Below are 12,285 nucleotides of genomic sequence, written 5' to 3'. Positions count from 1 at the left end.
AGCCAACGGCTGGGTAAGCACCGCTGGGTGGTGGAGAGGACGCACAGCTGGTTTGCAGGCTTTGGCAAGCTGCGAATCCGCTTTGAACGACGGCTGGATATCCACGAAGCGCTGTTGAAGTTGGCGGCAGCGATCATCTGCGCACGCTTCGTGGATAGGTGGTGTTAGCCAGTCTTACTACACCGAAGCACAGAAGGCCCTGATGTGGGATCGCTGGAAGGCTGGGGATACCCTGCACGAGATCGGCAAGCTGTTTGACCGAGCACACTCGTCCATTCACACCATCTTGAGTGCGACGGGTGGCAGCCGGCCACCAGCGAGGCGTCGGTCTCGCTGGGCATTGACCATTTCTGAGCGAGAAGAAATCTCCAGGGCGTTGGCCGCAGGTGAATCCATCCGCTGCGTTGCCAGGCGCTTGAAGCGAGCAGCATCCACCATCAGCCGAGAACTCCTACGCAATGGCGGCAAGACTTGCTATCGAGCAGCCAAAGCGGATGAGGCAGCCTGGCAGCGAGCGCACCGCCCCAAGACATGCAAGTTGGCCTGCAATCCTGCTTTGACGCAGATCGTGGCGGGTAAATTACAAAGTCAATGGTCGCCCGAGCAAATAGCAGGGTGGCTCAAACGAACTTACCCGGGTGCAAAGGATATGCAGGTGTCTCACGAAGCCATCTATCGCATGCTCTTCGTCCAAACACGCGGAGCCTTGAAGAAAGAGCTTCCGGAGCATTTGCGGCGTACCCGGGGGATGCGTCGCTCACGCCACTACACCCAGAAGACCCCCATCCATGGACGGATCGTCGATGCAGTGCCCATTAGCGAGCGCCCAGCCTGCATAGAGGATCGAGCAGTGCCGGGCCATTGGGAGGGCGATCTGTTGTTTGGCGATGCCTACAGCCAGGTGGCAACGCTAGTAGAGCGCCACACCCGCTACGTAATGTTGGTCAAGCTAGTGGACAACCGTCGCTGCGGCGCTGGCCAGGCATGCACAGACCTTGCAACAAGAGCTCTATCGCTCCTTGACCTGGGATCAAGGATCGAAAATGGCGAGGCACAAACGACTCACTGCGGCCACCGACATCCAGGTCTACTTCTGCGATCCACAAAACCCATGGCAGCGCGGAACGAACGAGAACACCAATGGGCTACTCAGACAGTACCTGCCCAGGGGCATCGACATCTCTGGCTACTCGCAAGATGAATTGGATGCGATTGCAAGAAAATTAAACGAGCGACCCAGGAAGACCTTGGGGTACAGAACCCCGACTGAGATGTTTAACGAATGTGTTGCATCCATCGGTTGAATCCACAATGACAAAAAACTGTTTGTGGCTTGGGAGGCTATGCCGTCGATCAAGACAGAACGTCCCGCCAAGTCAGAAGAGATGAGCTCCAGCCCTCGCAAAGTGCCAGCGAAGTCCAAAAAAGCAGCTAAAGCGTCCTGAGTTCTCTGGTGAGAAATGTGGCAGGAAGTCTTGCCACACAGCGAACCATGAACGCCTGCTTTCGTTAATGCAAGTGGTACTGAATCCAGCCGCAAAGCAGGCTTTGGAGTTTAGCCAGAGGCACATCGTGCGATGGGGCAGCGAAGGCGAACTCTTCGAGTTGATGCAAAGCCATTGCGCGATTGACGCGCAGTTGTTTGGGGAGATGTTCCCCTCGATCCAACAGCCTATTGATCTCGAACTGGTTGTGCTTGCGCAAGGCATGGACTATCTCATCCAGTCGCTGCGTGTACAGGTTGCTCTTCTGCCTGCCATGCAGTGCCATGTCATGGACCGCGCGGCACAATTCCAGCAGCTCAATATGCTGTGCATCGAGCGCAGGATCGCGCACGCTCATCCGGTGCGTCCATTGTGGGATGACCTTCATCGGCACACTCTATTCCCAGCTGACTTCATAATCCTGGAATTTTTATCGCCCGTGGACTACCGGGACCTGGGGTCCAGATTTCAATTTTATCGCTCTCGCTGAGACGAGAGGCAATAGCCGAATACCATAAGTTGTCGTTATGTTGAACCTCAATTGGCAAACCTGGCACTGCAGGCTCCATCTCGTTTGACAATGTCCTAATTTGGATAGCATTTGACAGCCCCTCCTCCCAAACGTAAACCATACCTTGCATAGATGGAGGTGAGTCACCCACGATAGGTTGCGTTGTATCCCAATGCTTTATCACGGTTTCAATGTTATAGACCGCCGAGCTTTGAGATATTGGCTCCGGCTTAGGAAATACAAGTGCTGGTTGCCCTGATTTTTGCGCCAACGCAGATTTAACTGGCTGCGCTTTTTGCCAGTACCTCCAAACTTTAGAGATGGAGTAGTCTGAGAAGAAAGTACCTTCGCAATACCCCATCACATCTTTGGTTTCTCCCGTAACTTCTGCACCCTGAGATAAATCGAAGGGCTGACGATATGTAGCCTGTACTAGAGCAGAAATATCTCCATTTGGATAGGGATAACTAGTATCTACACCTGAAACACCTCCGCAAGGAGAATGCCGCAGCGATAGATTATGACCAATCTCATGTGTCATGGTACGCCCCCACTCCTCAGGGGCATCCCAACCTATTGCGGACTGTCCAGGTTGATAACCCATACCAGAAATCATTGTTTTCGCAACTGATGAACTGAACATCCCATACCAAAAGGTGTCCCCTGCCTTAGCCCCAACTTGATTGGAAAAATTACGTAGTAAATTAGAGTACGATTGAGCGCTATCCAGTAAATTAAAATTTTTCATCTCAAGTACATCATTGACTTTGACAGAGCCAATTGGCAATGGAACACGAGCCCCGACAGTTGATGCAATCTGAAAAATATTTGGCAAAGTTTTAGGCGCAACGCCACCAATGCTCAATGGCACCAGCACAATATTAATTGCACTACCTTCAAAATATTGACGTATCACTGATGTGTGATCGTAGATTTTTTTGAAGCCAACTCCATTGGCATTACCGCCTCCATGTAACTGGAGAAGCCATCCATATTTAGGAAGATTAAATTTTCCTGGCACTTTGATCCGATGCAATACCTTTCCTTTATGGATTACTTTTTCGCTAACTAAATGCACTGCGGAATCATCGTTCACATGATCTGACCAGCAGTCACGATCGCATGAAACATCATGCGTCGGAACCCGCCAAGACTTCGTATCGGCTGGTGTTATTTGGAGTATTACTGAATCTATTGAGGCATCCAATTCAATATCAAAAATTGCGTCTTTATTTGCCACCAGGCGACAGTAAGCATCATATTCATCACATTTACCGACATCAGACAAGGTATACATGCTTGACAATCTTTGATTGTATAACCAAGCACTTGGATATACGCCCGCATTTTCTGGCACATCAGAATTACTTCCTACCACACTATTTATAATTGGATCTTTTTCCCCTGAATTATCTTTATTGATCCCTGGAACTACCCCGCCTCCATTGGCTGAATCCCCTCCCTCTCCCCCTCCGCATGCACTCAAAATTAAAGCTGTACTGGTAATAAAAATAAGTCGGAACTCATAAAAATTGGAATATTTCATAAAACTAGTCTTGTGTTCTAAATGATAGAAAATATATTCTTATTAGATTATAAATGTGAAAATTTTCATATTGAAATCAAGAGTATATATCCCGAAATTAACCCAGCCTGGAATTATTTTTTCAGGGTGAATTAAAAACAGCAAATCACACAATCTTGAAAGAAAATTTATATAATGAATTTCGAATATACACTCTTTTAAGATTAAAATTCGTATAAAAATGAAACGTATTGCAACAGAAATAAGCTACATTACTTTAATGTTCAAAAATTAATATCGAATTTCGCTATGCAAGAGAACGCAAAACGTCTAGCTGTGGACACGGTATTGATGGTACTGCACCTGCAGCTTGAGAACCGGCGGTACGAGCGTCGTCTTGGAAGAACAGCATCGATCCCGTGTGATGCGAGATCCGCCGGAATAGAAAATCCAAATCTTGCCCAAAATGAGCAAGAAGGTGTTCCATTTTGTTGTTCACCTGTTTAGAGTCTTGTGCGAGCGTATAAATTTTTGTGCAATATCGCACACACGCCTTCCCAGGAGCTTTTTGCAGTTGGCGAGATGGTCATCTGCCTTTTGTAAACGAGCAACCGCCAATAACAGCATGTCAACAACGAAGAAAGCGGTTCGCTGTTATTCAATGACCACTGATAGCCGCAAGCATGGTGTACCACAAGATCTAGCGCGTTGCCTTCCGCCGCCTTCTTCACGCATTAAGAGTTGCCCCATAAGTGCATGCTTCTCGGTCCTGTGCCAACCCCAGAGCGACGATCTCCACTTGTCCACGGACTTAACGCTGAACATTCTTCCCTCGCCGTCAACAACGGACACCAAATCTAGCTACCAACAAATAAGATGAAGACTTAGGACTATGCGCGATAACCAACCTGTGACGCAGCGTGAATTTGATTTCCCAGACGACGCCACGCTACTATCTACTACAGATACGCAAAGCCGTATCACTTATGCAAATGCGGCCTTTACTGCTGTGAGCGGATATGATATCGAAGAGCTCATAGGTGAACCTCACAACATGGTGCGCCACCCAGACATGCCATCAGAGGCTTTTTCAGACATGTGGTCCACACTAAAAAGCGGACGTTCTTGGACGGCCCTAGTAAAGAACCGCCGTAAAGATGGTGATCATTATTGGGTACGTGCCAACGCCACACCGGTGGTGCGCGATGGTCAAGTTGCAGGCTATATGTCAGTTCGTACAAAGCCTTCACATAAAGAAATTGAAAGCGCAGAGCAGCTGTATCGAGCATTTCGAACTGGTCGCTCAGGTAGCCGTATATTTTACCAGGGACTAGTGTTACGCAGAGGACTCATGGGATGGACATCGTGGCCGCAGACAATGTCAGTTCGTTGGCGACTGCGCTGGTGCGTGTTAGCACTCTGTGGCTTTGCTGTGGCCGGTGCAGCCCTATTTGGAGTGATGGGTACTGCCCTTGCGGGATTTGCCGCAGGTAGCACATTACTGATGCTCACAACTTGGCAGATTTTGGACGCACAAATATCACGTCCATTAGAGCACGTACTTCAGCAAGCATTAAGTGTAGCCTCAGGCCAGCCTGGTCAGAACATTAATCTTAATCGAGTTGACGAAATTGGAATGCTTTTGCGAGCCGTAAACCAATCTGGGTTGAACCTACGATCATTGGTCGATGATGTGGCTGAACAGGTTAATGGTGTGCTGTCAATCAGTTTGGAGATTTCTCAGGGCAACAACGATCTTAATCTGCGCACCGAGCAGGCAGCATCAAACCTGGTGGAAACTGCTGCTGCAATGGAGCAAATGACAGCCACAGTGCAGAACAACGCCGACATCACACGCGAAGCAGCCTCGCTCGCTGCTGGAGCATGCGAGGCTGCAAAAAAAGGTGGCGCTATTGTCGGACAAGTTGTAGATACGATGAAAGACATTACAGACGCGAGCAAAAAAATTGCAGACATCACTGGCGTGATTGATAGCATAGCCTTTCAAACCAATATCTTGGCTTTAAATGCAGCTGTTGAAGCAGCACGAGCTGGAGAACAAGGACGTGGCTTCGCAGTCGTTGCTAGCGAAGTCCGAAGTCTCGCTAGACGCAGCGCCAACGCAGCAAAGGAAATTAAGGCCTTAATAGATGATAGCGCTCAAAAAGTGGAAAGTGGGGCCAAGGAAGTAGATGATGCAGGTAGAGCCATGGACGAGATCGTCTATCAGGTTAGTCATGTAAATGGCCTGATTGCAGAGATTAGTAATGCCACTACAGAGCAGTCTAGTGGTATTAGCCAAGTGAATGTAGCAGTTTTAATGCTAGATCAAGTGACACAGCAAAACGCATCGCTAGTGGTACATTCATCTAGTGCGGCTTCAGATATGAATGGGCAGGCCCATCGGCTAGCGGAGGCTGTGAGCGTATTCAAACGCTAAGATACCCAATTTAGAAGCACCAGAACCATTAATTTCTCGGCAATTTCATGGGCACGATCGGGGCTAATTCACCGACATCCGATTTTTAATTAATGATCGGATGTCGGTGATGATTGCGTTAAAATTTTACTCGGACAGAGAGCTCAGGCGGTTTACACGCTGTGATGGCGATTCATCCAGCAACTGCTGCTTTACAGCCTGACGGGTCAAAGCAGAATTGGAGTGAGTAACAGAGGAGGCTGGATATTTGTTGTCTGTAAACTTGGAAGAGCTACCTCGGGCCACAGCGTCAGCGGCTTGGGAGATTACATCTGCCCGTGCCAAATCGCTGCGAGAATGATCAGGGTTCACCTTGTAGCCCTGCTCAATGTTTGAGTAATGGAAGTAATTACCAGCCACGGCCGGAGCTGCCATCAGTGTCATTGCTAGACCAGAGATGGTGACGGCGAAACCTTGGCGGATAGAAAACATGATTGACTTTTCTACGAGTAGATTATCTCGCTTCGAAATGAATAGAGATAAGTCATTCTCACCTACCCTGCAGGAAATTCAAACATAAATAAGACAATGGCATCTAATATACATGTTATTTCAACTTGAAATGCTGCCATTTGAAACAAATACGTGATTCATACGGAGTTGGCGTAGAGCATCAAGCCGCCCCTTTAGAGCATGAGAAAGACCCTCTAGGGTAGCTGCCACCTCAATATTGGCATACCTCACTAGTCAACCTTACCAAGCTCAATTTTCGACGGTCACCCCAAGGTATGCCCAAAATGAGCACAAGGCTATTTCTTATATCCTTTGAGCGATCTACACTACCGACATGCACTGTTAAGCCAATCAAAAGTTTTGAAGAATCTATTTCCATACATAAATATGGATATTAGCCTAACAGGCAGCCTTATTGGGTATCATCTGGAAATTGAGCTCAATCCGAACAAACCCTTAATAAATTCAGAATATCCTTAACTATAATGTAGGGACTGATCATCATACTATGCATTTTTGGCGTTATAGGAGCTGGAGTGATGATCGTAAGCGCTGTGGGTATTTATTTTCTATAACCTTGGGAGATTTATTTAATTAGTACCATAACGAAGGGTTTTCGCCGGCCTATGGCACCCGCCTACTCCCTCCTAACCAATTCCATAGGCATCTCAAAAGAGGAACGGCTTTTTTATGCCAAACCTACCGCAGTCGCGTGTGGCTTTTTTATCTGAAGCGCACTCTATAGACTCGACCTTCGATCACCAGTGAACACCGTTTCGTCACATGCACCGCCGCTAGCCAGGAAATCCTATGTTGCCAAGCCCACATAAATGTTCCGGCCCAAAAATAATCAAGAGAATTGACGCAGATCGCTTCACCCAGATGACACACATACACTAAACCCTTCCCAATGAACAGTTGAGGCTGTGGTTTCAACCGATCCATGCAACGCCTTTGTTAAACATCTCAGCAGGGGCTCCTTGGGCCGCTCGCTTAATTTTCTTTCAATCGCATCCAGTTCATCCTGCGAGCAGTCGGAGATGTCGATGCCCTTCGGTAGGTACTTCCTGAGCGGGTCGTTGGTGTTCTCGTTTGTTCCGCGCTGCCTTGGGTTTCGCGGGTCGCAGAAGCAGACCTGGATGCCAAGCCCACAGTGGTGCTTGTATTCCGCCATTTCCGCCATCCTTGATCCCAGGTCAAGAAGCGATAGACCTCTTTCGACAAAGTCTTGGCCAGCGCTGGTCCCTCGGTGTACAAGTCCCTAACCAGCATTACCTGGCGAGTGCGCAGCTCTACTAGTGTTGCCACCTGACTGTAGGCATCGCCGAACAGCCGCTCACCTTTCCTGTGCCCTGGAACTGCTCGATCCTCGATGCAGGCTGGTGGCTCGCTGACGGTTACGGCATTGACGTTCCATCGATGTATTAGGGTCTTCTGGGTGTAGTGGCCCCCCTGCTATTTGCGCAGGTGACCATTGACTTTGTAATTTACCCACCACGATCTGTGCCAGCGCAGAATTGCAACGTCTTTGGGCGACGTGCCCTCCCCAGGCAGCCTCGTCTGCCTCTGTAGCTCGGCAGCAAGTCTCGCCGCCATTACTTAGGAGTTCACGGCTGATGGTGAACGCTGCGAGTTTCAAACGCCTAGCTACACAGCGGATGGACTCACCTGCGGCTGGGCTGCGCGATATCTCCTCGCGCTCGACCAGAGACAATGCCAACGGAGGTTGGCGTCTTGCAGGAGGCCGGTTGCCGCCCGTTGCACTTAGGATGGTATGAACGGAGGTGTGCAGCTTGCCGATCTCGTGCTGGGTATCGCCAGCTCTCCAGCGATCCCACATCAGGGCATTCTGAGCTTCGGTGTGGTAAATCCGCGGTGTTTGCTTCAGCCAACACCCCATCTGCCAGATGGCGGTTATCGTGTTGCATTGACCAGTTGAATCCACACATGCTAATGGACACGAGAATCGGCGATGCGACCCCTAAATCAACAGCCCCTCCTGCTGGACCCCGAAAATCAGACCTCGCATGAAAATGCTTGGAAATCTTGAGGAACTCCAAGGTTAAAGCACGCAGGTGGTCGATACAAATAACGACTGCCATGCAAACGCAAGAAAAAGATGCCCCGGTTTCAAGACATTCGAGCGCTAAGCGTGCATCCGTACTTTCGCTGTAAAATGTAGCGAGCTTGCTCCAATAAATTTCATCCTACGGTTAGAGAACTCGCTGGTCCGGGACGCCCATAATGCCAACCCTGGCCAATTGATTTTGGGGCCAAGCTCAAAACATGATCATGCTGTTCAATTGTCTCCACCCCTTCAATGACAATTTGCACTCCAATTTTCTCGGTCATTGCAACGACGCTCTCGAAAATGTTGTTGCTTTTTGATTTAAAGTCAATAGATCTAATAAAGACCCTGTCCAACTTGATTCCATCAATACCACCTTCTATTATACGACTGATATTTGAATACCCCACTCCAAAATCGTCTATGTATATTCTAATCCCCGATGCTCGATATAATTGAAATATTTCCGAAGGATTCTCTACACTAAATTGACTTCCTTCTGTCACTTCTAAGACTATCTTCTTTGCGGGAATACTTATTCTTTCAAGCTCTAAAAGCAAAAACTCGAAGAAATCGTTATCTTCAAGATCATCTGGAAAGACATTAATTCCTACATAAAAATCAGCTTCTGATTTAAGATTTTTTTGTAACTCATCTAGAGCCATCCTCACAACATACCTCGTAAAATCTCGGCCGAGTCCCAATTTTTGGATCAAAGGAATGAAAGTATCGGGAGAAATTTGGCCGACTTCGCTATGCCGCCAACGGGCTAGCGCCTCTGCACCTACGACCCTACCGCCATCTACAGCAACCAGCGGTTGATACTCTAAAAATATCTGCTTGGATCTCATCGCTTCAATAAGCCTGTAGCGCAATCCGTGCCTGGCTCTCCAACGCATTCCAATGGCTAACGCCAAAAGAATGCCAATCATAAGCCCTAATAATGCCAGTATCAATGTGTTGAGCCTACAGGAAACTCTAAACTCAGACGTAACACAAATTTCATTAAGACAACTGGTTTTTCTATGACCCGGCCATAATAATCTATAATAAATCCCTTCTTGCTTTGTCCTGTAATTATCCAATGCTTTAGAGTGCCAATATATTATTTCTTTATCCTCTGCATTAACCTGGATAACTGAACCAACTCCTTCCGTTGCCAAATCATCATACAAATCATCATTTGCAAAAATGACTACACTACCATTCATAAAAAGTAAGCCATGCTCTTTGTTAGCTGAAGACAATTCCACCCCCGAAATTACAGCTGAACCATCTGCTCTGTACCTCCTTTCGGCATAAGGAATATTAGAGCCACTCGTTAAGCCAGATATCGCAGTGCATAATATTTTCCCATCAACTATAAGTCCAATATCTGCAATGAATTTAGCCTGATAAAGTGATTTTTTCAGGTCGTTAATATCTTGTGCACTACAAGAATTGTTTTTGTAGTTGAGGTTAGTAAATATTTTTGCTATTTCTGCTTTTTCTCTAATTGCTCTTTTTAATATAAATAAATGCTGAAGTTCAACTTGCTTGTTAAAATACTGATAATCAAAATTATTACCCAGCAAACATCCAAAAAACAGCATGACAATAGGTAAAAAATAATTTACTAGACGTACTTTTATCGGGATTTTATTAATTTCAGGAGAATTAATCATTTATCTATTTCACTAGTCTCTTAAATTTTTACTTTTGTTGATAATGATGCGCTTCTATTTTCCTACGCTAACAATGTTCTTTTGAGCATTGGAGATATTTATGTAGAAAAGAAATTCTGAATTCCCAGACATCGAAGATTCTAAACCTCCGCCTGAATTGGCGGGTTATTTTGACAAAATAAATTCGACTGTGAACTCAAAACAACCATTATTTTATGAAACTCGTTCAATTTGGAATTCCACCGACTTCTGCCGCCAAAGTAGTCATTGTGACGAAACCAGTACAAAATTTTACTCAACTCCATAGAATTTGCACTGAAGTCTCACTTGTTCAATTTCATCTATTTCTCATTAATTTAGTCGATCGTATTAATCTAACAATTAATTTAAAGCTTGGACTTTGTTATATGGGAATGATTTGTGTCAATGCTATTCATGAGCAAATTGCCATCAGATTACCTGTTATAGATTGTAAAAATATTTATTTACAATCTTTGAATATGTACTCCATCAGTCATTTCAAGAGTCGATATAATTTCATCGCATACGGAAATTAATCGCATGACAGTCGCTTTCGTAAAATCTCTTAGATCAGGCTCTGCCCGGTCGCCAATTACAATCCATCCACTTGGTGTTCGACGTGCAAATCCCTTATTCGCCATAGCCCCTAATTTACGGCGTACGGTTTCTCTAGGGATTCCTGTAATGGAAGATACGTCACGTAAACGTAGTGGTCTTAAATTCTCCTCATTCTCAAGCCGCCCCCTTTGCGAAAGAACTGAATAAGGCCTTGTTCCTGGAGGCATAAGATGCGCTACATTTTGATGAGCTAGTACACCCCAGATTACCATGGTTTCAAAGTCATTATTAGCAAAAAGGCGCGCCGAGCGTAGCATATGGTCTAAGAGGAATCGGTTCGCGATATAAGCCACAAGGACGAAAGAGCGATCATATGCAACATCGATATTCTGAAAATTTCTGAGAGACTTAGTTCGGCTGTAATCTTTAAAATTAATATTGAGCTTCTCATTAGAATAAACCATCACTAATCCCCTGTAAAATTTTTCAAGAAAAGCTGATACTACCTGATTTTTATTTGTAAATCTTAGCAATGAATTTTTTTACATTTCAGAGTAGTACTTCCTCCAAGAGGGATATCCCTGCATCCTATTTTTGATAAAAAGAAAAAGTCAGAAAGTTTCTCAAATTTTGTTAATTTATGCATCTTGCCCATTTTGGGCGAAAACTCATTGACGATGCATAAGTGTCTGGTTTAGTTTCGAGCATGAATATCTAATCGCTTTTGCTTTATTTATGCGCTCATTCAATTAGAAGCACAAGAACTTCATTGGCTTGGCGTCTCGATGCGGATGAGTCAAATCACCTCGGTCCATTTGCAGAAGGGCCTGAATTAATGGTGCGATATACGCCAGCTTTGCTATAGCTAGGCGTGACTGAATACTGCCGATGCAGCCTCTACGATGCATTTAGCAAATCGAGTTTGTGAACTTGCCGCGAAGGGTAAGTCTTTGGTACTGATCTCAATTCTGAGAACGGCCAGGCTACGCAGCAACCCCAATGTGTCGGCCGCCGAACTGGATGTGCAGCGGGGGCCGACAGGTGGCGTAGTGGTGCAGGTGAATGTGGAGCTGGCTACCCACGCCGCCCCCGATCGCTCCCAGCCTGCTGGTGCCCTGGTCAAGGACTCATCACAAGGCTTTCCGTTGCTGTATCAGGACAGCCGGAGTTTTCTGCGTGTCAAGCTGGAGGCGCTTGGTCTGTATTACGGCAACAGAAATGCCTGGTATGGCCGACCCGATCGTTTTCTGGCCGGCAACCCTATGGTGCAGGGGCGACCTTCGGGGGCTGGCTACCAAGGGTGGATGGAGGGCTATGTCCATGCCGGGCTCTATGGCCTGACTCCGCTTAGCCCCCATACCTATCTGTACGGCAGCGGCAGCGGCAGCGTGATGCTGACTGGCTCAAAAGGCAGGGAACTGTTTACCGATCGGACGCGTAGCAATGCGGATATCGAGGAGGCTTATGCGGGCCTGGTGACTGGCAGGACGACAGCGCAAGGAGATCGCTGGGTGTTGCATGT

8 protein-coding genes and 2 pseudogenes are annotated in these 12,285 nt (G+C 46.8%); 4 read left to right on the top strand and 6 right to left on the bottom strand.

Annotation, left to right across the window (positions count from 1 at the left end; translation table 11 throughout):
* Both ACLBXN_RS24370 and ACLBXN_RS24365 read left to right on the top strand, forming a co-directional pair.
* The coding region (locus tag ACLBXN_RS24370) for a transposase (RefSeq protein WP_447613857.1) at nucleotides 1-168 on the top strand (168 nt) is incomplete at its 5' end.
* 118 nt (nucleotides 169-286) lie between these two features.
* Nucleotides 287-1,304: pseudogene (locus ACLBXN_RS24365) on the top strand (IS30 family transposase).
* Nucleotides 1,305-1,509: 205 nt separating this feature from the next.
* Here ACLBXN_RS24365 and ACLBXN_RS24360 read toward each other — a convergent pair.
* Together ACLBXN_RS24360 and ACLBXN_RS24355 are read right to left on the bottom strand one after the other, a co-directional pair.
* Nucleotides 1,510-1,872, bottom strand: a complete 363-nt coding sequence (locus ACLBXN_RS24360) for a hypothetical protein (protein WP_447613856.1) — start codon at nucleotides 1,870-1,872, stop codon at nucleotides 1,510-1,512.
* Nucleotides 1,873-1,897: 25 nt separating this feature from the next.
* A complete protein-coding gene (locus ACLBXN_RS24355; protein ID WP_447613855.1) occupies nucleotides 1,898-3,541 on the bottom strand; it encodes a hypothetical protein in 1,644 nt (547 codons plus the stop codon).
* An 871-nt stretch (nucleotides 3,542-4,412) separates the two neighbouring features.
* Here ACLBXN_RS24355 and ACLBXN_RS24350 point away from each other — a divergent pair.
* Nucleotides 4,413-5,960, top strand: coding sequence for a methyl-accepting chemotaxis protein (locus ACLBXN_RS24350; RefSeq protein WP_447613854.1), 1,548 nt, complete (start codon nucleotides 4,413-4,415; stop codon nucleotides 5,958-5,960).
* A gap of 126 nt (nucleotides 5,961-6,086) precedes the next feature.
* Here the strand turns inward: ACLBXN_RS24350 and ACLBXN_RS24345 are convergent, their stop codons facing one another.
* The 4 genes and pseudogenes from ACLBXN_RS24345 to ACLBXN_RS24330 all read right to left on the bottom strand — a co-directional run bounded on the left by ACLBXN_RS24345 (nucleotide 6,087) and on the right by ACLBXN_RS24330 (nucleotide 11,227).
* Complete coding sequence (locus ACLBXN_RS24345; protein WP_447613853.1) at nucleotides 6,087-6,431, bottom strand: hypothetical protein; 345 nt, start codon at nucleotides 6,429-6,431, stop codon at nucleotides 6,087-6,089.
* 895 nt (nucleotides 6,432-7,326) lie between these two features.
* A pseudogene (locus ACLBXN_RS24340) lies at nucleotides 7,327-8,352 on the bottom strand (IS30 family transposase).
* A 302-nt stretch (nucleotides 8,353-8,654) separates the two neighbouring features.
* Nucleotides 8,655-10,184 (bottom strand): EAL domain-containing protein, encoded by a 1,530-nt coding sequence (locus ACLBXN_RS24335; protein ID WP_447613852.1) that lies wholly within the window; start codon nucleotides 10,182-10,184, stop codon nucleotides 8,655-8,657.
* A gap of 485 nt (nucleotides 10,185-10,669) precedes the next feature.
* A complete protein-coding gene (locus tag ACLBXN_RS24330) occupies nucleotides 10,670-11,227 on the bottom strand; it encodes a hypothetical protein (RefSeq protein WP_447613851.1) in 558 nt (185 codons plus the stop codon).
* A 438-nt stretch (nucleotides 11,228-11,665) separates the two neighbouring features.
* Between ACLBXN_RS24330 and ACLBXN_RS24325 the strand changes: the two genes are divergently transcribed.
* Nucleotides 11,666-12,285 (top strand): hypothetical protein (locus tag ACLBXN_RS24325; RefSeq protein WP_447613850.1); only part of this gene is annotated, 620 nt, incomplete at its 3' end.

The sequence above is a fragment of the Comamonas sp. C24C genome, from assembly GCF_053345995.1.
This window is presented reverse-complemented; position numbering and strand designations above follow the sequence as displayed.

Coding starts and splice junctions, on each gene's coding strand:
- ACLBXN_RS24345 (WP_447613853.1), bottom strand. CDS start 6,431: ATGTTTTCTATCCGCCAAGGTTTCGCCGTCACCATCTCTGGTCTAGCA.
- ACLBXN_RS24355 (WP_447613855.1), bottom strand. CDS start 3,541: ATGAAATATTCCAATTTTTATGAGTTCCGACTTATTTTTATTACCAGT.
- ACLBXN_RS24330 (WP_447613851.1), bottom strand. CDS start 11,227: ATGGTTTATTCTAATGAGAAGCTCAATATTAATTTTAAAGATTACAGC.
- ACLBXN_RS24350 (WP_447613854.1), top strand. CDS start 4,413: ATGCGCGATAACCAACCTGTGACGCAGCGTGAATTTGATTTCCCAGAC.
- ACLBXN_RS24335 (WP_447613852.1), bottom strand. CDS start 10,184: ATGATTAATTCTCCTGAAATTAATAAAATCCCGATAAAAGTACGTCTA.
- ACLBXN_RS24360 (WP_447613856.1), bottom strand. CDS start 1,872: ATGAAGGTCATCCCACAATGGACGCACCGGATGAGCGTGCGCGATCCT.